Source organism: Actinomadura mexicana (assembly GCF_900188105.1).
GTDB classification, from domain to species: domain Bacteria; phylum Actinomycetota; class Actinomycetes; order Streptosporangiales; family Streptosporangiaceae; genus Spirillospora; species Spirillospora mexicana.
On sequence record NZ_FZNP01000002.1, the window covers coordinates 196678 to 216888 of the forward strand.

General features: G+C 73.4%; 14 protein-coding genes. 7 read left to right on the plus strand and 7 right to left on the minus strand.

Annotated features, from left to right (window positions below; translation table 11 throughout):
• Positions 1-250: 250 nt before the first annotated feature.
• Complete coding sequence (locus CHC11_RS05290; protein ID WP_179278695.1) at positions 251-1450, plus strand: low temperature requirement protein A; 1200 nt, start codon at positions 251-253, stop codon at positions 1448-1450.
• Positions 1451-1663: 213 nt separating this feature from the next.
• Here the strand turns inward: CHC11_RS05290 and CHC11_RS05295 are convergent, their stop codons facing one another.
• Complete coding sequence (locus CHC11_RS05295) at positions 1664-2320, minus strand: LuxR C-terminal-related transcriptional regulator (protein WP_089310467.1); 657 nt, start codon at positions 2318-2320, stop codon at positions 1664-1666.
• A gap of 197 nt (positions 2321-2517) precedes the next feature.
• Here CHC11_RS05295 and CHC11_RS05300 point away from each other — a divergent pair, with 197 nt between their 5' ends.
• Both CHC11_RS05300 and CHC11_RS05305 read left to right on the plus strand, forming a co-directional pair.
• Positions 2518-5517, plus strand: a complete 3000-nt coding sequence (locus CHC11_RS05300) for a serine/threonine-protein kinase (protein WP_089310468.1) — start codon at positions 2518-2520, stop codon at positions 5515-5517.
• 22 nt (positions 5518-5539) lie between these two features.
• Positions 5540-6970, plus strand: coding sequence for a serine/threonine-protein kinase (locus tag CHC11_RS05305; RefSeq protein ID WP_089310469.1), 1431 nt, complete (start codon positions 5540-5542; stop codon positions 6968-6970).
• Here CHC11_RS05305 and CHC11_RS05310 read toward each other — a convergent pair.
• The 4 genes from CHC11_RS05310 to CHC11_RS05325 all read right to left on the minus strand — a co-directional run bounded on the left by CHC11_RS05310 (position 6952) and on the right by CHC11_RS05325 (position 12134).
• Complete coding sequence (locus CHC11_RS05310; RefSeq protein WP_179278696.1) at positions 6952-8859, minus strand: sensor histidine kinase; 1908 nt, start codon at positions 8857-8859, stop codon at positions 6952-6954. The genes CHC11_RS05305 and CHC11_RS05310 overlap by 19 nt on opposite strands.
• A gap of 571 nt (positions 8860-9430) precedes the next feature.
• On the minus strand, positions 9431-10195 hold the full coding sequence (locus CHC11_RS05315) for an SDR family NAD(P)-dependent oxidoreductase (protein WP_089310471.1): 765 nt from the start codon (positions 10193-10195) through the stop codon (positions 9431-9433).
• A 106-nt stretch (positions 10196-10301) separates the two neighbouring features.
• A complete protein-coding gene (locus tag CHC11_RS05320; RefSeq protein WP_089310472.1) occupies positions 10302-10904 on the minus strand; it encodes a TetR/AcrR family transcriptional regulator in 603 nt (200 codons plus the stop codon).
• 600 nt (positions 10905-11504) lie between these two features.
• On the minus strand, positions 11505-12134 hold the full coding sequence (locus CHC11_RS05325) for a hypothetical protein (protein WP_089310473.1): 630 nt from the start codon (positions 12132-12134) through the stop codon (positions 11505-11507).
• 438 nt (positions 12135-12572) lie between these two features.
• On the opposite strand from CHC11_RS05325, the gene CHC11_RS05330 reads away from it, so the two are divergent.
• Positions 12573-13745, plus strand: coding sequence for a PucR family transcriptional regulator (locus CHC11_RS05330; RefSeq protein WP_143226935.1), 1173 nt, complete (start codon positions 12573-12575; stop codon positions 13743-13745).
• Between the two features lie 33 nt (positions 13746-13778).
• On the plus strand, positions 13779-15011 hold the full coding sequence (locus CHC11_RS05335; RefSeq protein WP_089310475.1) for a PucR-like N-terminal domain-containing protein: 1233 nt from the start codon (positions 13779-13781) through the stop codon (positions 15009-15011).
• A gap of 45 nt (positions 15012-15056) precedes the next feature.
• Here CHC11_RS05335 and CHC11_RS05340 read toward each other — a convergent pair whose 3' ends face one another.
• Positions 15057-16535 carry a cryptochrome/photolyase family protein gene (locus CHC11_RS05340; RefSeq protein ID WP_089310476.1) on the minus strand — a complete coding sequence of 493 codons (1479 nt, stop codon included), beginning with the start codon at positions 16533-16535 and terminating at the stop codon, positions 15057-15059.
• A gap of 195 nt (positions 16536-16730) precedes the next feature.
• Between CHC11_RS05340 and CHC11_RS05345 the strand changes: the two genes are divergently transcribed.
• Entirely contained in the window at positions 16731-17846 is a 1116-nt protein-coding gene (locus CHC11_RS05345) for a baeRF2 domain-containing protein (RefSeq protein ID WP_089310477.1), read from the plus strand.
• A 170-nt stretch (positions 17847-18016) separates the two neighbouring features.
• On the plus strand, positions 18017-18520 hold the full coding sequence (locus CHC11_RS05350; protein ID WP_089310478.1) for a DUF2267 domain-containing protein: 504 nt from the start codon (positions 18017-18019) through the stop codon (positions 18518-18520).
• Between the two features lie 6 nt (positions 18521-18526).
• On the opposite strand, the gene CHC11_RS42430 is transcribed toward CHC11_RS05350, so the two are convergent.
• Complete coding sequence (locus CHC11_RS42430) at positions 18527-20020, minus strand: phosphoribosyltransferase (RefSeq protein WP_089310479.1); 1494 nt, start codon at positions 20018-20020, stop codon at positions 18527-18529.
• Positions 20021-20211: the final 191 nt, after the last annotated feature.

The window sequence follows — 20211 nt, forward strand, 5'->3', positions numbered from 1 at the left end:
GGGAGTCCCTCCGGGCGCCGATGCCATCGGCTCCCGTCCGGAGGGGGAAACGGCCACTCCGTCACTTGACGGTGAGACCCGATCTGGTCGTTCCGGCGTCTTGGGCCCTGGCCAGGCGTCGCTCCGGGCGACCCGTGAGGTGATACCCAAGTCGATGGCGTGCCAACAGGCGCCGCCGAGGTGGGGGCCGACACGCGTAGGCCCGCTGACCAGGGGCGACGCGTGGTTCGGCGCCGGATACCCTGTGCCGGTGGCAGACCTCCCGTGGCGGCGCCCGGCGGTCACGCCCGAATCCCATCGGGCGACCTCCTTCGAGATCTTCTTCGACCTGGTCTTCGTGTTCGCGATCACCCGGGTCGTCTCGTTCATGGCGCACTCCCCGTCCGTGCTGACGCTGGTGCGCGGGCTGATCCTGTTCCTGCTGCTCTGGTGGTCCTGGGCGGCCTACGCCTGGCTGGGCAACCGGGTGCGCGCCGATCACGGGGTGGTCCGGACCGGGATGCTCGTGGTGATGGCGGCCCTGTTCGTCGCCGCGCTGGTCATGCCGGACGCCTTCGGCCGCCACGCCGGGACGGTCGACGCGCCGATCGTCCTGGCGGTGGCCTTCTGCGTCGTCCGGGCCGTCTACTTCGGGCTCTACCTGTCCTCCGTGGCGGGCGACCGCAGGCTGCGCGACCAGCTCCTCCTCGACGCCGTCCCCCAGACGATCTCCCTGATCGCGCTCCTCGTGGGGGCGGTGCTCGGAGGGACCTGGCAGACCGTGCTCTGGGCGGCCGCGTTCGCCGTCGACTTCGGCGGAGGCCGGATCGCCTCCGGCCTGGGCGGCTGGACGGTCCGCAGCGCCGGCCACTTCGCCGAACGGCACCGCATGGTGCTGATCATCGCGCTGGGCGAGTCCCTGATCTCCGCCGGCGCCGGGGCGGGCGACTCGGTGGCCGGCACTGCGGTGCTCCTGGCCGCGCTGGTCGGGTTCGTCGCCGTCGTCTGCCTGTGGCTGCTGTACTTCCGGGGTCTGGCGGACGCCGCCGAGGACGCCCTCGAACGTGCGTCCGGCCTGCGCCGCGCCCAGATCGCCCGCGACGCCTACACCATGGTCCACTTTCCGCTCATCGCCGGCGCCCTCTACATCGCCTTGGGCGCCCACGAGGTTCTCGCGGTACTGTCCGGCGACACCGCGGATCACGGTCGGCCCTTGGAATGGCCCGTCCTGACCGCCCTGTACGCGGGGGCCGCCGTCTTCCTTCTCGGGCGGGCGGCGTTCGCCAGGCTCACCGTCCGATCCGTTCCGGCCGCGCCCCTGGTCGTCGCCGTGGCGTTGTTCCCGCTGATCCCCGTCGCCCGGCTTCTGCCCGCGCTCGCCGCGCTCGGTCTGGTGAGCGCGCTGCTCCTCGCGCTGGTCGCCTTCGAGTGGCGGGCGGGCGCCCGGTACGGCGGACCCGAACCCGGCTGACGGCCGCGTCCCGGTGCCACCACGCCAGCGGCGGGGCGGGGTGTTCAGCACCGGCACCTTCGTGCGAGCGATGGCCGCCGCGCCGCTCGGCTGCAGGCACCCGTCCCGTCCCGACACCAGAGAACCGGCTCCCTGAACCACGCGGCCTAACCGAACACACACGGCCGGGGCGTCGCCGCGGGCGAGCCCCGGCGCCGGCGCGGAGCCGCTGCGTCAGCCCGCGTCCGCGCGCTGGAGGTAGGTCAGGATCGCCAGCACCCGCCGGTTGTCCAGCGAACTGCGCGGCAGATCCAGCTTGTCGAAGATATGGCTGACGTGGGTGCTCACGGTGTTCTTGGACACGTAGAGGCGCTCGGCGATCCCCTTGTCGGTCAGGCCCTCGGCCAGCAGTTCGAGCACCTCGCGCTCGGTGCCGCTCAGCCCGGTCAGCCGCCGGTCCCGGTTGCGGGCCTTCATCAGGTCGCCGATCAGTTCCGGCTCCATGACGGTGCCCCCGGCGACCAGGTGCAGCAGGGCCCGGCTCAGCTGGTGGGGCACCATGATGCGCTCCTTGAGCAGATAGCCGGTGCCTTTCTCCCCGCTCGTCAGCAACCGTTCCGCGCACTCCGGAATGGCATGCTCGGACAGCACCAAAATCCCCATGAGGGGGTGGTCGCGGCGGAGGCCGAGCGCGATCCGCACGCCCTCGTCACTGAAATCGGGGGGCATCACCAGGTCCAGGACGACCGCGTCCGGGCGCTGCTCGGAGACCGCTGGCGCGACCTTGTCGGGATGGTCCAGCATGCCGACCACCTGGTGTCCCTCCTCGGTGAGCAGCCGGTGGAGACCGACCCGCGTGATGAGCTGGTCGTCGACCACGAGCACACGCATCGCACATCCCCTCGCCGACCGGCCGCCGCGCCCCGAAATTCTAGGTCGGCCAACGCCTGCGGCCTCGGGACGGACGAAAATTCACCATTTCTCACTAGGCCCGGTTCCGGAGAATCGGCGATGTGCGGCCGAGGTCCCCGACCGTAGCCTGACGGCCTCACCGGCAGGGGATCGGTGCGCGACTGGGGGAGCCGAAGATGAGCGGCTGGCGGGTGCCCGGCTACACCGAACTCGGAGAACTCGGCGCGGGCGCGCACGGACGGGTCGTCCTCGCCCGGCGCGGCGAGGCGGAGGCCCCAGGCGCGATCGAATATGTCGCGATCAAGTACGTGGACACCGGGGACCCCACCGCACCGCGCGTGCCGTCCGACCACGAGGCCCGGCTCATGGCCTCCGTGGAGCACCCGAACGTGGTCCGCCTGCACGACCTCGTCCAGGGCGAGACGGGGATCGCGCTGGTCATGGAGGCGGTCGAGGGCGTTTCGCTGGCCCGGCTGCTGGAGGAGCGGACCGGCCTGGAGGGGCACGCCGGCCTGGAAGCCGAGGCCGCGCTGGCCGTCCTCAAGGGCTCCCTGCTGGGCCTGGCCGCCGCGCACGCCGCCGGAGTGGTGCACCGCGACTACAAGCCCGGCAACGTCATCGTCGGCGGGGACGGCGTCAGCAAGCTCATCGACTTCGGGGTGGCCGCGGTCTCCGGAGACCGCTCCGTCGCGGGCACCGCCGCCTACATGGCGCCGGAGCAGTGCAACGGCGACCCCGCCGGGCCCGCCGCCGACGTCTACGCCGCCACCTGCGTGTTCGTGGAGTGCGTCGCCGGGCGACCGCCCTATCTGGGCGACCGGGAACTGGTGCTCATGGCCCAGCACCTGCACGGGGCGATCCCGGCGGAGCTGGTGCCCCGTGCGCTGCGCGGGCTGGTGACGCACGGGATGGCCAAGAGCCCCGCCGATCGTCCGCCGGGTGCGGCCGAGTTCGTCCGGGAACTGGAGGCCGTGGCCGTCGAAGCGTACGGCGCCGACTGGGAGAGGCACGGACTGGCGGTCCTGGCCGCCGCCGCGCTGGCCCTGCACGGAGGCGGCACCGGTCCGGCGCAAGCCGGGACAAGCGTCGCCGACACGACGATCGGGGACAGCGCCGCGGGGCCCGCCGGGACGGGCGCGGCCGCCGGGGTCGGTGCGGCGGCCGCCCTCCCGTCCATGACGGCGTCCGTCAGGGACGCCGCGACGGAGCAGGCCAGACGTTCGGTCCTTCCCGCGTTGCTGGTCCTCTGCGCCGCCCTGGTGGTGCTGATCGGCGCGGGCCTGTACGTCCTGCGGGACGACTCGACGACGCAGGGTGTGGCGTTCCCCAAGCCGACCGGCCCACCGGCGTCCTCTCCACCCGCATCTTCGGCGCCGACTCCGCGCCCCGGCAAGACCGGCGGGTCGGATCCGGGCGGTGGAGGGGGACGGCAGGGCGGGCCCGCGACGGTCCCCGCCGGCAATCCCGGGCACGGGCCTTTCGACCGTCCTTCGGACCGGCCCGGGACGCCCTGCGCGCCCCATGCCATCGAGCCTTACAACTTCGGCTCGGTCCAGGTCGGGCAGGCGGTGGCGAGGGACTTCACCTTTCCCCGAAGGGCATGCGACGACGTCAGGGCCATGTCCGTCGAGGGGCCGGGCGCGGCCGGTTTCGGCGCCCCGGTGCTCCTTGCGTGCGCGCCGCACGGTGCGCGGTCGCCGTGCCGGTTCCGGGTGACGTTCCGTCCCACCGAACGCGGCCGGCTCTACCGCGCGACCGTCGTGGTGCCCTCGGCCGGCGGCGGGACGGCGGTGACCCTGCGGCTGACCGGAGCGGCCTCCCCACCCGTCCAGTCTTGCCCCAGGCAAGCCCTTCCGGTACGGAACCTGGGCTCGACGGAGGTGGGACGGACCATCTCCGGTGTCCTCGACGTCACCTGGAACGACTGCTACGACGCCTCGGAGCTCCGTTTGGAGGGCGATCCTTCGTTCAGGCAGGCCGGTAGCAGGTGCCAGGCCGGACCATGCCGGATCGCGGTGACCTTCTCCCCGGTCGCGGCGGGGACCCGTTCGGCGATCCTGGTCATCCCGGACCGATCCGGTGAGACGGCGGTGACGGTTCCGCTGACCGCCGCCGCCGCACCGGTCTGCCGGCGCGGCGCGCAAGGGCCGCCGCACCGGTTCGGCGGGGCGACCGATGTGGGCGAGAGGTCCGAAGAACGCGTCGCCGTCCCCTGGGACTCGTGCTACGACGCCGGCACCATGAGCTTGACCGACACCTCCGCGTTCACGTTGCTGGAGGACACGTCCTGCCCGGTCGAAGCCGGCGCGTCGTGCGCGGTGCCAGTGGCCTTCGAGCCCAGAAGCTCGGGGACGTTCTCCGCGAAGCTGGTGGTACGCGACCGCGACGGCGGCGTGGGAGTCAGCGTGCGCATCACCGCGACCGCCGGCGAGTCCTGCCGCTACCGAGGGGAATCCGAGGTCGAGGGCGCGGAGGTGGACCGGACGGTGGAGCGGCGGGTCGCGTTCCGGCCGCCGCCATGTTTCGCAGACCGGGACATCACCTACAGGTTGGAGGGCCATTCGGCCTTCCGGCTAACCGGAGCCGGCTGCTCCTCCGGCGAGGGCACGTCCTGCGAGCTCACGTTCAGCTTCACGCCGCGGGAGGAGACCAGGTACACGGCGACCGTGGTCATGCGGGACGAGAAGGAGCGCGCCGTCGGCACCTACACGGTGTCCGCCCTGGGCCTGCCCCCGGAGGACGAGGGCGAGCCCTGTACCCCCGACCCTTCGGACGGGTGCCCGGCCCCCGCGGGGAGGCCCTCGGGCGGCGGGTCGTCCCACCCGTCGGAGTCGCCCGGCCCGGCGAAGCCGCCCGGCCCGCCGTCGGACCTCGGCACCCCGAAGACCGAGACGCCCGAGGGTCGGCCCTCGACTCCCGAGCCGCACCCTTCGACGCCCGAGCCGGATCCGAGCACCCCGGGAGGGCACGGTGACTCCGGGACTCCGAAGACACCGAAGGCGTCCGACGGACCCGCGCCGGAGAAGCCGGCCTCATCAGGCGGGCCGGAATCGGAGAGGCCCGGCGACCCCGACGAGCCGTCCAAGCCCGCGCCGCCGCATCAGGAGCCGTCCACCGCGCCCCAGCCCAAGGCGAAGGCGTCCGGCCGGGTCCGGGCAGTGCCGACCACGTCGTGACCCAGCGAACCGAGGAGCTTCGATGACGGTACCGCTGCCCGCGGACGGGCCGCCCGGACGCGCCGCCCCGCTGGGGCCCAAGGACCCGCGCTGGTTCGGCGCGTACCGCACCGTCGGCGTCCTCGGCGAGGGCGGCATGGGCAAGGTCTACGCCGGGCGGGCCCGCGACGGGCGGCTGGTGGCGATCAAGGCGATCCGCGCGGAGCTGGCGCGCAACGAGGACTTCCGCGCGCGGTTCCGCCGCGAGGCCGCCAGTGCCGTGCGGGTCCCCGCCTACGTCACCGCGGAGGTCCTGGCCGCCGACCCCGACGCACCCGTCCCCTATCTGGTCACCGAGTACATCGACGGCCCCAGCCTGCAGGAGCTCGTGGCGGGCGGCGCTCCCCTGCACGGGGCCGAACTGCACCAGCTGGCGGTCGCGGTGGCCACGGCGCTGAGGGGCATCCACGCCGTCGGGATCATGCACCGCGACCTCAAGCCCGGCAACGTGCTGCTGTCCCGGCTCGGACCCCGAGTGATCGACTTCGGTATCGCGCGGACGCCGGAGGCGACCCGGATCACCGCCAAGGGCCAGGCCATGGGCACCCCCGCCTACATGGCCCCCGAACAGCTCCTCGACGATCCCCGGCCGGCCTCCGACGTCTTCGCGTGGGGTGCGGTGATGGTGTTCGCGGCCACCGGGCACCGCCCGTTCGGTGGCGACACCGTCAAGGCCGTGATCGGGCAGATCATGCACGACGAGCCCGACCTGCGAGGTCTCCCCGGAAACCTGCGCGTCGCGGTCTCCGCCGCCATGCGCAAGGACGCGGGCGCCCGTCCGACCGCATCGCGGCTCCTGGAGATGCTGGGATCCGCGGACGCCCTCACAGCCGGAGCCCTCACAGCCGACGGCCCGGCCGCCGATCCGGTGGAGCTCACTCGGAGTGAGACGGCCGTCCGCTCCTCCGCGAGGCCCGCGCCCGTCGACCGGACCACGACCGATACGCCCACCGCCCGGCTCCCCGACGCGTTCAGCAAGTCCGGCCACGTCCCGTCGAAGCCCCGGCGGCGCCCCGGCCGCCTCCTGCCGACGCTGCTGCTGCCGGTCCTGGTGGCCGGCGGCCTCTACGTCTGGACGCACCGACCCGCCGGGAGCGCGGGACCGGTCGTGACCGCCGTGAACGTCACGGTCGACGACCCCCGCCCGCGCTGCGGCGACGAGGTCGACGTCACCGGCACGCTCGTCACCGACGGCGCGTCCGGCGAGATCCCCTACCAGTGGTGGCGCAGCGACGAGGACGCCCCCGAGCCGCCCCGCCGCCAAGCCGTCGCGAAGGGCCGCACCCGGGCGACCGTGCATCTGCTGTGGCGGGTCCACGGCACCGGGCGCCACAGGTTCACCGCGACGCTGACCGTCCTGGGCGAACACGCGCTCCAGGACACTGCCTCCTTCACCTACTCCTGCGCGAGGTGACGCGGCTCGCTCGGAGGCTCGGGCACTGCGTGATCCGGCTCGGGCGTGGCGTGCTCCGGGGCCCGCGGGCGGCGCGGTCCGTGCGCGAAGCGGCCGGGGCACGGGATCACGGCCGCGAGGACGGTGCCCTCCCCCGGGTCGGACCGCAGGTGCAGGGTGCCGTCCACGGCCTCCACCCGATCGTGGAGTCCGGCCAGGCCCGACCCCGGGCGGGCGGCGGCCCCGCCCGTCCCGTCGTCGGCGACCCGGACGGTCAGCCGCCCGTCCGCGAGGTCGGCCGAGACGTCCACCCGTTCCGCGCCCGCATGCCGGAGCGCGTTGGTCAGCGCCTCGCTGACGACGAAGTAGGCGGTCAGCGCGACCGGCTGCGGCAGGTCCTTCATCGGGCGGTCCATGTGCAGGCGGACGGGGCCGTCGGCGCGCCGGACCAGCTCGCGCAGCGCGGCCCTCAGCCCCTCGGTCGTCAGCACCGCCGGGTGGATGCCGCGGGACAGCTCCCGCAGCGAGCGCAGGGCGGTGCGCAGCCGCGCCTCGGCCTCGTCGATCGCCCTGTCGACGTCCCTGCGGTACCCGGGCGGAACGGTGCGGGCCACCGCGTCGCGCGCTCGGGCGAGTTGCATCCCGACCCAGATCAGTTGCGGCTGCGCGCCGTCGTGCAGGTCGCGCTGGAGGCCGTGGCGGGCGGCGTCCTCGGCCGCCACGATCCGCGCGAGCAGCGCCCGGACCTGGGCGAGATGGGCCCGCGCGGTCGCCTGCAGCCGGGTGTTCTCCAGCACCAGCCGGGTCGCCTCGGTCACCGCCTCCAGCAGCCTGGGCTCGGCGTGCAGCGTCGGGTCGTGGATCAGCACCGCCACCGGGTCGCCGGGGTCCCCGATCACCGTGATGGCCGTGGCGGCGTCCTGGGCGGGCACCTCGACGGGCCCGCCCTCCGCGCTGATGTACGTCCCGTCCAGGGGGAAGGCGATCCGCAACCGGGGGTCGTGCAGCGTCGCGGCCAGCTTGGACTGCAGCCTGCCGGGCGGCAGTTCGGCGATCTCGCGGACGAGGTCCGACACCCGCGCCTCGTCCAGCCGCTCCCGGAGCAGTCCGGTGAAGAACGCGGCGGGGATGGACACCACCGCGACGAACTGCGCAAGTGCCAGCGTCCTGCCGAAGGCCGGATTGGTGAACCACGGCACCAGCGCGCCCTGGGCGCTCACCACCGTCCACAGTCCGGCCGTGACGACCATCGCGGCGGTGGGGAAGGCCAGTACCCGCCGCTCCCGCCACCCCGCCCGCCGGTAGCGCCGGACGATCACCGACGCGCCGACGACCACCAGTACCCCGCTGCCCGCCGACAGCGCGAGTCCCGCCCCGGCGCTCAGGTGGGAATCGCGGATCGGCGTGATCGGCGCGCACACGTCCTGGCAGGCGCCGTCCGGCCGCGGCAGGCCCACGAGCGCGACGACGACGGCATTGAACGCCCCGAACCAGTAGCCTCCGGCCACCACCCGCCGACCCGCGGTGTCCCGCACGGTCCCCGTCGGGTAGGCGAGGAAGACGTGGGCGCCGAGCGGAAGCTGGAAGGCGTTCAGCCAGGACGATGCCATCACCAGCAGCCGGAGCTCCTGCGACCCCGGCTCCAGGGCGAACGCGGCGGGGGCGGTGCAGCCCAGGAGCAGCCCGAGCAGCAGCATCAGCGGGCCCATCGGCCGCCGGGGGCGCACCCGGATGACCAGGAACCCGGCCAGCAGCCACGCGCCGATCTGCGCCAGTTCCTTGGTGTAGAACAGCGGCCCGAACATTCCCCATCCGACGGCCAGCCGGGCGTCGAATGCGATCAGCGCGGCGCCCGCCGCGAGCAGCGCCCAATGGGATGGGCGTACGGATTCCTCGTGTCGTTCATCCACCGCATTGATTCCGGACAGCCGATTTCCGGATGACACCACTCCCAGATCCATCACCGCAAGCACACCCAGCGTAACAGCGAACGTTCGTTCCGCTGCGCTCATGCCACGATTTCCCTAGGCCGGATCGGCCGAGCCCGACAATCCACGGGACCACTTCTCAGCGATCTTCAGCAGCGGCCGCCCAAGCCTGCGTCACTGCTCGGAGACTCAATGGCCACCTGGTGGCGCCAAGGAGGGTGCGCGCGGCGATGATCTGGACGGGTGGCCACATCCGGCGAAGGGAGAGGTCTACGAGAATTCGATCATCAAGGGTTGCTTGAATGGTCCGTCATGGGAAGTTCCCCCGAGCGGAGATACCGTTCTTCGGAACGGTCCGGGACAGCAAGCCCGCGGAAAGTGCGCTCGCCCAGAAGCGGGGATGAGTCGCGCTCAGTGCGTTACCGATGACGGCGACCAGGCTGCCGGAAAAGGTGGACACCGAGAACTTCGGTGCGCCCAGGCCGCGGGCAGGGCCTGCCACATCCCGGCTGAAGGCTGCGAAGGCTCGGCGTCCTGCCATCCCGGAGTGGCGTCAGGCGGCGATGACGGCTGTCGTGGTGCGGCCGCCGTCCACGTCCAGGGTGATGCCGTGGACGAAGGCGGCCTCCTCGGCGGCCAGGTAGACGGCGGCGTGCGCGACGGCCTGGGGCTCGCCCATGCCTCCGGCCGGAGTGCCGACCATCATGGCCTCGCCCGGGAGCCGCTCTCCCGGCGCGGGTTCGAGGATCACGCCGGGGGAGATCGCGTTCACGCGGACGCCGTGCGGGCCGAACTCCGCGGCCCACGCCCGGGTGAGCGTCTCCATCGCGCCCTTGGTGGAGCTGTAGAGCGCCCCCGCGGGGACGCCCAGGCGCGCGATCCACGAACCGAGGTTGATGATCGCGCCGCCGCCGGCCTCGACCATGGCGGGGGCGACCGCCGCCGTCAGGAAGAACGGCGCCTTCACATTGACCGCGTAGACCTGGTCGAACGTGTTCTCGTCGGTGGCCGCGGTGCCGCCGCCGGGGTAGATGCCGGCGTTGTTGACCAGGACGTCGATGCCGCCGCCGAGAACCGACGCCGCCTCCCGCGCCAGGGCCTGCGAAGCCTCGGCGGTTCCGTCCAGGTCGGCCCGCACGAGGTCGGCGCGACCGCCCCGTGCGCGGATACCGTCCACGACCTCCCGGCCCCGCCCGGCGCTGCGGCCGGACACGATCACGTGCGCGCCCTCGGCGGCGAACGCCTCGGCGATCGCCCGCCCGATGTTGCTGGTCGATCCGGTCACCAGCGCCCGCTTGCCTTCCAGCCGTCCGCTCATCGTGTACTCCCCCTCGGTCGGCCGTGCCGCTCGCTCATGTCGCTCGACCGGTCGGCCGGGCGGCACCCGCCACTCTGCAGGGGGAAAAATGGACCCGCAAGTCCAATCACGCGGGCGCGAGCCGGCGCAGGTCCTCGATCGCCTGGTCGAGGGCGGCCCGCAGGTGGGAGGACCGGCCGGTCGACTGGAGGATCGTCACGCCGCCCTGGATGCCCGCCAGCAGCGCGGCCGCCCGCCGGTCGGCGTCCACGCCGGCGGGCAGGTGCCCGGCGGCCTGCAGGGAGCGGATCCCGGCGGCCAGGCTCGCCTGCCACTGGTTCATGAGCTCGACCACGATGGCACGCGCTCCGGGGGTGGCCCGGCCGACCTGGAGGAACAGCGAGCCGAGCGGGCACCGGTCACCCTGAGCCTCGTAGCGCTCGACCACCACGTCGCGCCACCGCCGCCACGCCTCCCAGGAGTCCAGGCGTCCCAGGTAGGGCTGCTGGTCCTCCAGGACCTGATCGGCCTCGTACTGCGCTACCGCGAGCAGCAACTCGTCCTTGCCCGCCGGGAAGTAGTGGAACAGCTGGCTCTTGCTGGCCCGGGTGCGCGCCATGACGTCTTCGAGGGTCGCGAAGGCCACTCCCCGGTCGCGCATCACCTCGGCGGCGCCCTCGATGATCCGGCTCCGGGTCGCCGCGCCCTTCGCCGTCAGACTCTTCCGCATGCCCCGCCTCACCCGAACTGGACCAGCAAGTCCAACTTAGCGCGGCAGTGGCCGGACGGCCTCCCCAGCGGTCAACAGCGTTGCCGGAGAAGGAGTCGGACGGCGAAAGGCCCGCCCCGGAGAAAGTGAAGCTCCGCCGGTGTGCGCGGCGGCCCTTCTTTCAGGAGATCAGCGTCCTGACATGATCGCGATGGCGGCGAAGAAAAGGATCAGCCCGCCGACGATCTCCCAGAAGCCGGGATAACCGTTCTCCTGCCAGCGGCGGTTCAGGTCGTCGCTGTTACGCCGGCGCCTGGCCTCGGAATCCCAGCGGGAGGACCGGTCCCGCTGCCAGTTGTGGTAGTCGAGGCGGCTATGCGGTTCACCTGTCCACAGGGTGTGGACGGCGCGGAGGCGCCCCCGGAAGACGAACCTTCGGGGGCGCCTCTGCTCGGGCAGTGTTCCTAGCGGCGGGCCTTGACCTCGTAGGTGGCCTTCTTCGGGGCCGGGGTGAGGGCCTTGGCCGTCTTGCGCGGGGTCTTGCCTCGCTCCGGCTCGCCAGGCGGTGCGGATGCCTGCGGGGTGGGCCGCCTCCGCGGTCAGGTGCGCGGGCTCAGGGGGTCACGGCGAGGTGGTGTTGATCTGCGGGAAGGTTCCGCCGCTGTTCTTGACGGTGTAGGCGCCCACCAGCGAGGCGGAGTGGCCGTTGCCCGCGATGCCGAGGCAGCCGGCGGTGACGTTGCTGATCGTCAGGCCGGCGCCGCCGGCCGTCAGCTTGCCTGTGGCGTTGGTGTAGGAACCGGCGGCCGTGCCGGCGATGTCCATCTGGCAGAGGCCGAAGGCCGCCGAGGCGTGCGCGGAGATGCCGCTGATGCTGCCCGCGGTGACGCCGCCCGACGTGGCGCCCGTGACGTTCACCTTCCAGGGAAGGGCGTTCGTCGTCACGGTGAAGGTGAACCCGCCGCCCTTGCAGTTGGTGAACGAGATCGAACTGATCGTGCCGACCTGGAGCGGCGAGGCGCCGCTCTTGACCCCGTTCGGGATGCTGCCCTTGCCGGTGGACGTGGTGCAGGTCACCGCGATGCCGGTGGTGGTGTCGGTGATGACGAGGTTGCCGGAGTTCGTGGCGGTCACCGAGCCGCCGTTCGTCACGGTCGCGGTGAGGTTGGCCGCGTGGGCCGCGGGAGCGAGGAACAGCGCGAGGGCGGACGCGCTCGTCGCGGCGATGGCCGCAGAGGTGATCTTACGCACGGGGAATGACCTTTCCTGGGGGTGGGACCGGGTGCCTGGGGAACGGGCACGGGCCTTCCTGCGTGGGTGGTGTGAGCTCACCATTCACCTACTAGCCGGTACGGTAAGCGGAGATTTTCACGGCCGACAAGGTTCGGACGCGGGGCCGGCACCGATTCCGGCAAGGTCTGTCAACAGATGAGTAAACAGCCCCGCGAGATTGGTGCGCCGATGAGGAAGCACCGGGCGCCCTGAAGGGGTCTGACCGGAACACGCCATGGGGACTCACCGATACTGACAGCGCCGTTGGCTGCCCGCGACGAAGCCCGTCCGCGCCCATACCCCCTTTCGCGCCGCCGTTCCGAGGCCTTTTCCGACTAGGAGCCCCTGGGTATTTTGAACGGCATGTCGCTTCCGTTGGGGCAGCCCGCTTCTACGCTCGGACGGGAGGGTGCGCTCGTGCGACCAGAGCCGGCGCCTCCCGAACTCGTGGAGGTCCTGCGGTCGGGGCTCCCCGGACTGGCCGAGGAGATCTACACGGCCGTCCGCGCCACCGTCCCCGACTACGCGGTCGCGGACGGCAGCGCGCCCAGCCCGGAACGGGTCGTGCGGGAGGCCATGCGCACCTACGTGGCGCGCTTCGCCGACCCGGCGGAGCCGCTGGACGGGCTGCTGGAGCTGCTGCACTCGTTCGGCCGCAAGGAGGTCACGGGCAACCGGAGCCTGGAGTCCCTGCACGCCGCGATCCACACCGCCTTCGACACCTCCTGGCACCGGATCACCGAGGTGTGCGTCCGCAACAAGGTGTCGGGCGCCGACCTGGCCCGCGTCGCGGAATTCCAGATGGCCTTCATGGACCAGGTGATCGACCCGATCGTCCAGGCCTATCTGGACCAGGGCCCGAAGGCGCCGGTCGACCTCGTCCATTCGCGCAGGCTGCTGATACGGGGGCTTTCCACGCGCCCGGTCGCCTCCCGCGAGGCGGTCGAGCACCTCGCCGCGAAACTCGGGTGGAACGTGCCGGAGACGGCGACGCCGGTCGCGGTCCGCCGCGGCACGCGGTGGCGGCCCGCCGCCGCGCGCCGCGACGTCCTGTCGGCCCTCGGCGGGACCGCGCCCTGGCTGCTCGTGCCCGGCGGCGTGGACGAGGCCCGGCGCGCGCTGCTGGGCGCGGCGCTCGACCGCGGGCCCGTCGTGGTCGGCCTGACCGTGCCGCTCGGCGAGATCCCCGACGCGCTGCGCTGGGCGCGCGGCGTGCTCGCCCTCGCCGAGGACGGCGTGATCGGCGCCGCGCCGCTGATCCGCGCCGAGGACCACCTCCTGGACCTGTGGCTGACGTGCGACCCGCCCCTCGTGGAGGAGATCGCCCGGCGCCGGCTCGGCGGCCTGGCCGGCCTGCCCGAGGGCAAGCGGCGCGCGCTCACCGAGACGCTGCGGGTCTGGCTGGAGCAGTGGAGCACGGCGGCGGACGTCGGGCGCCGGCTGCACCTGCACCCCCAGACCGTCCGGTACCGGCTGCGGCAGATCAGGAAGGAGATCGGCGACCGGCTGGACGACCCCGAGACGCGCTTCGTCCTGGAGGCGGTCCTGAAGGCCCGCCGGCGGACGCCGCCGGGCCGGCCCGCCTCCTGACACCCCCGTCACCCACCCCACGGAGCGTGTGCGATGCCGAGGCCGTCATCTCCAGGCGCGTCGCCGCCGGAGTCCGCCGAGCTGCGCGAACTCGTCGCGGCGCTGTCGCCGGACGTCCGGACGGCCGTCGTCCCCGGCCTGGTCGACGAGATCGTGGAGAGGATCCGCGCCGCGATCCCCGCCTACGCGCGACCTCCCGGTAGCGCGTACAACCACGTCATCCGCACCGCCGTCGAACGCAACGTGCTCGGGTTCCTGGACTGGCTGGCCGACCCCGCGCGGCCGCTCGACCGCCGCGACGAGCTCTGCCGCAAGATGGGCGCGTTCGAGGTGATGGAGGGACGCCCGCTCACGGTGATCCAGTCGGCCTACCGCGCCGCGACGCAGGTGGCGTGGTCCCGGATCCGGGCGATGCTGGACGACCGCGTCGCGTCCGTCCTCGCGGTCTCCGCGCTGGCCGAGGCCGTCATCGCCTACATGGACGATGCGGCGGCCCTGTCCAGGGAGGGCTACGAGAGGGCCAGGGCGGAGGCGTGCGATGGACGCGCGGCCGCCCGGCTGGCCCTTCTGCGCGCGCTCGTCGCCCCCACATCGCCGGTCGAGCAGGACCCGGCCGCCGAATGGCCGCTTCCCGACGAGGTCACGCTCGTCGCCCTGCCCCCCGGGACTCTGCCCGTCTGCCCCTTACTGGACGCCGACGTCCTGCTCGACCCGGAGGACCCGGCGCCCTACCTCCTCGTCCCCGGCCCGCTCACCGGCGACCGGCGGGCGATGCTCGAAGCGGCCCTGGCCGGGGAGCGTGCCGCGGTGGGCCTGACCGTCCCCCGGGCGCGTGCCGCCGACTCGCTCCGCTGGGCCAGGCGCCTGCTCGACCTGAAGGACGTCCTGCACGACGGCACGCTCACCCTGTGCGAGGACCACCTGATGAGCCTGTGGCTGCTGGCCGACGGCGCGCTGATGGACCAGATGACGCGCCGCGGCCTGGCGCCCCTCGCCCCGCTCAGCGAGCGGCGCAGGCTGCCGCTCGTCGACACGCTCGCCGTCTGGCTGCGCACCCGCGCGCCCGCGACGCGGATCAGCGAGGAGCTCGGCGTGCACGTGCAGACCGTCCGGTACCGGATGCGCGTCCTCGAACACCTCCTCGGCGACGAGCTCGCCGACCCCGGCACCCGGTTCGCCATCGAGGCCGCGCTGCGCACCCGGCGGCTCCGGGCCCGACGCCTCGATGCCCGCTCGGCGCCCTGCCCGCCCGGCACCGGAACCTGACCCGCGGTCCGCGGGGCGCCGATTCCCCTGCGGCCGCCCGGTCGGTCAGGGTGCGGCGTCCGGGTCGCGCCGCCGGGCGTTGCCGAGCACCTCGTCCAGGTCGCCGAGGCGCTCCAGTTGCTTGACGGCGCGGGCGGTGCGGTAGTTGTGGGAGAGCCGTTCGCGGTGGCGGTGGACGAACTCCCAGTACCCGGCGGTGTAGGGGCAGGCCCGCTCCCCGGTGCGTTCGGTGGGCCGGTAGGCGCAGGGGCCGCACAGGTCGCTCATGGTGTTGATGTAGGCGCCGCCCGCGGCGTACGGCTTGGTGGTGATGCGGCCGCCGTCGGCGTACTGCGACATGCCGATCACGTTGGTGAGCATCACCCAGTCGTAGCCGTCCACGAAGCAGCGGTGGAACCAGTCGGTCACCGCCGCCGGGTCCCAGCCGCGCTGGAGGGCGTGGTTGCCCAGGATCATCAACCGGGGAATGTGGTGCACCCAGCCCCGGTCGCGGACCTGCGCGAGCGTCGTCGAAAGGCAGCGGGCCTGGACGGCGTCGGCGTCCAGGGAGGCGAACCAGTCCGGCAGCGGCGCGTCGTGCCCCAGGGCGTTGGACTCCCGGTAGCGGGGGCCGAAGTACCAGTAGAGGTTCCACATGTACTCGCGCCACCCGGCGACCTGCCGGACGTACCCCTCGACGGAGTTGAGCGGCGCATCGCCCGCGCGGTAGGCGCCCTCGGCGGCCTCGACGCACTCGGCCGGGTCGAGCAGCCCGAGGTTGAGCGAGGCGGACAGCAGGCTGTGGCTCATGGCCCAGTCCTCGGCCAGGATCGCGTCCTCCCACTGGCCGAAGGTGGGGAGGCGCTTCTGCACGAAGGCGCGGAGGGCGCGCCGGGCCTCGGCACGGCCGGCCGGGAACCGCCGGGGGCCGTCCCGGCCGACGAACGAGACGTCCCCGCTCCGCTCCCAGCGGTCCAGATCGGCCCTGACCCGCTCGTCGATCTCGTCTTCGCGCGGCCGGTAGGGGGCGGGCACCGGCAGTGTCGCCTCGCCCTTGGGCGGGGGCTCGCGGTTGTCCTTGTCCAGGTTCCACCGCCCTCCGGCGGGCTGATCGCCGTCCATCAGCAGGTCGTGGTCCTGGCGCACCTGCCGGTAGAAGCTCTCCATCCGCAGCCGCCCGCCGCCGGCGGACTCCGCCCACCGGGCGAACGCGTCAGGCTGGACGAGGAAACCGCGCGGCGGCAGCACCTCCACCTGCCGGAGCCCCTGCACGAAGCCGAGGGCCGCGTGGGACGTGGGGTGGTGGACGGTCACGGGGCCGTCTCCCACGGCCCGTTCCAGCCCGTCGCGGTAGGTCTCCGCCTGGACGTAGTGGACGCGGTCCCCGAGTTCGGCCGCGCGGTGCCGCATCGCGGACAGGACCAGGTGCGCCTTGGCGCGGTGGAAACGGCGCCGCCGGAAGACCGACCGCGCCTCGATCATGACGATCTCGGCGTCCGCCCGCAGGAAGTGCGGGCCCAGCTGGTCTCCGAACAACCAGTGCAAGCCGGTTTCTGAGCGGTCGTGAGCCACGCCGATCCTCCCCCTGGACGCCCGGCCTCCCGCCCAGTGTGGTGCACGGCCCGTCGCGGGCGAAGGCGGCGCGCGACGCGGTCCGTTAGGGGTGGACTCACGAAGGTCCGGCAACCTGTGGACCTTCGTCCCTAATCGGACGGTGGCCCGCTGTACAGGCTGTTTTGCATGAAGCCGGACGAGATGACCGCCACCGAGACCCTGCGTCGGCTCTGTTCCGAAGGGCCGGTCACATCGGTCTACTTCAACCTGACCGCGCCTCCCGGGGAGGAGGACGCCGCGCTGCGCTGGGAACGGCTGGGCAGGCGGCTCCGCTCGCAGGGAACCGACGGCGCCGTGGTGGACGCGCTGGACCGGCTGGTCGCGCGGGCGGAGCCGGGATCCGGGGCGCTGGCCGCCTTCGCCTTCGACGGCGACCCGGTGCCCACGGTGGTCGAGATGCCGGACGCGCGGCAGCCCGATCTCGCCGTCCGCGGTCCCGTGCCGCGCCTCCTGCCGCTGCTGGCGTGGCTCCAGGAGCGTCCGCCGTACGTGCTGACCCTCGTCGACCGCAAGGGCGCCGACATCGAGATGTGCCGGGGCGGGACGGGGGCCGCCACGACGAGGACGATCGACGGCCCCGACGACGAGATCGTGCGCAACGCGCCGGGCGGCTGGTCCCAGTCGCGCCACCAGCACCGCGCCGAGGACTCCTGGGAGCACAACGCGACCAGGGTGGCGCACGCCCTCGCGGACGACCTCGCCGCGACCGGAGCGCACGTGCTGCTCCTCGGCGGCGACGTGCGTGCCATGCAGTACCTCACCAAGCACCTTCCCGAGGGCGTCCGCCATGAGGTGACCCTCGGCCACGTCTCCGGCGGACGGAACCGCGACGGCGCGCGGCAGCGCCGCCAGAAGCAGGTCCGGGAACAGGTGAGCCGGCGTGCGGACGAGGAGACCCGCGGGCTGCTGGAGCGGCTGGACGAGGGGCGGGGCCCGTCCGGCCTCGCGGTGGAGGGCGCGGCCGCGACCCTGCGGGCGCTGGCCCGCGGCCGGGTCCACACGCTGCTGGTGGCCGACGACTCCGCCGACCGGCGGACGGCCTGGTTCGGCCCCGCGCCGACGCAGGTGTCCGACCGGCGGACCTCTCTCGCCGAGTCGGGCGCGGACCCGGTGGAGCACGGGCGGCTGGTGGACGTCGCCGTCCGCGCCGCCTTGCTCACCGGAGCGCAGGTGCGCGTCCTGGAGCCCGGGACGCCGGACCTTCCCGCGCAGGGCATCGGAGCCTTGTGCCGCTATGCCTGAAGAGATGGATGCCGGGAGCCCTGCCCGCCCGAAGCGCCGCTGATCCTCTCAGCCACCCCCTACCTGCGGAAACGCTCCAGACCTGGGACCTTCGTCCCTGCCGCCGTGTGCTCGGGCGGCGGCACGCTGGAATCGTCCGTGTTCGCCGAGACCGCTCTGGAGCCGTTGCGATGACGTTCACAGGGATACAGGGGCTGGATCGGAGCATCGACACCACCAACCGGTGGATCGCCGATGTGGCCGAAGCGTTCGGCACCGAGGACCGCCGGTTCGCCTACCGGGCGCTCCGGGCCTGGATGCACACGCTGCGCGACCGGCTGACGGTCGAGTCCGCCGCGCACCTGGCCGCCCAGCTGCCGGAACTGCTGCGCGGGGTGTACTACGACGGGTGGAGCCCCGGTCACGTGCCCCGGAAGTACGACCTGCACGAGGCGACCGTCCACTACGCCGAGCAGGCGCGCATCGGACGCGACGACGTGCCCAAGACGGCGGCGATCGTCACCGAGGTCGTGTCCTCCAAAATGGCTCCGGGAGGCGTGGACCAGGCGCTGTGGAAGCTTCCCGAGGAGCTCCGCAAGCTGTTCCAGCCGGGCGGCGAGCGGGAAGGACGTGCGGCGGCCCGTCCCGCGCCCCGTTCCGCGGCACGTCCTGCGGCGCCCCGAGCCGTCATGTGAGGCAGGTCAGCGCATGTAGGCGAGGAACCAGTCCCTGGCGTGATCGGTCACGGCCTGGAGGGCGCCCGGCTCCTCGAACAGGTGGGTGGCGCCCGGCACGATGGTGAGCCGGTTCTGGCAGCGCATGCGCTGCTGCGCCCGCTGGTTGAGGCCGACCACCTGCCGGTCCGCGCCGCCCACGATCAGCAGCGTGGGGGCGCGGACGTCGCCCAGGCGGCGTTCGGTCAGGTCCGGGCGCCCGCCGCGGGAGACGACGGCGGCGATGTCGGCGCCGGGATCGGCGGCGGCCCGGAGCGCCGCCGCCGCGCCGGTGCTCGCCCCGAAGTAGCCGATGCGGGCGCCGGCGATCTCCGGCCGGTCGCGGAGCCAGGCGGTGGCGGCGACGAGCCGGTCGGCGAGCATGCCGATGGCGAAGACATTGCCGCGGTCGAGTTCCTCCCCGGTGGTCAGCAGATCGAACAGCAGCGTGCCGAGGCCCGCCCGGTTGAGCCCGGCGGCGACCAACCGGTTGCGCGGGCTGTGGCGGCTGCTCCCGCTGCCGTGCGCGAAAGCCACGACCCCACCGGCCTGAGCGGGGACGGTGAGGTGTCCGATGAGCTCCACGAACCCGCCGTCGATCCACACTTCCTCGTCGACGGCCGGCGGACCGTCCGCATCCGCGCCTGGATCGGACGCTCCCGACGGGTCGGTGGCTGCGCCAGGATGGGCGTTCCCACCGGGCTCGACCACTCCGCCGGGCGTGGCGGCCCCACCTCGGCCAGCCCCGCCAGGGTCCACGGCTCCGCCAGGGTCGGCGGGGTCGGCGGGGTCGGCGGGGTCGGCGGGGTCGGCGGGGTCGGCGTCATGCCGGGCGTCGGAGGGCGGTGTTGCGGCGCGGTCCAGGAGTTCGACCACCTCGCCGTCGGACGTCTGGCCGAACTCGCGGTACCACTGGCCGACGGCGTGGAAGAGGTCCGGTTCCAGCAGGCACACCACGTCGTCGGCGACGCGGCGGAGGCCGGCGATGGTGTCGGTCGAGCCGACGGGGACCGCCAGGATCACGCGGCGGGCGCCCTGGGCGCGGGCGACCTGGCAGGCGGCGCGTGCGGTGGCGCCGGTGGCGACGCCGTCGTCGACGACGACGGCCGTGCGGCCGCTCGGCTCGACCCGGGGACGGCCGCGGCGGAAGCGTTCGACGCGGACGTCCAGCTCGGGCCGCTCGCGCCGTTGCGCGTCGGTCAGGTCCGCCTCGCCGAGGCCCGTGAGCCGGACGATCTCGTCGTTGACGATGAGCACGCCGCCCTCGCCGACGGCGCCCAAGGCCAGCTCGGGCTGGAAGGGGACGCCCAGCTTGCGGACCACGATCACGTCCAGCGGCGCGCCCAGCTTCCGGGCGACCTCGAAGGCGACGGGCACCCCGCCGCGCGGGAGTCCCAGCACGACGGCGTCCTGACCGCGCAGCCAGGCCAGCCGCTCGGCCAGGCGCCGTCCGGCATCGGCGCGGTCGTCGAAGTCCAGCATCGTCACCTCCCGGGCCGGGGGCCGGGCTCCACCGCCACCGGGCAGCGAACCGATCCCCCGGACGCCGACGACCGGCACGGCGGCGCCGTGGGAGGCGACCCGATCAGGATTGGGCGCCTGCCGTTCCGATGGAACATCGGCGGCCTCCCTCCTCTATCGCGAGGGTGTTTCCCTCCTCACCGACCGGAAAC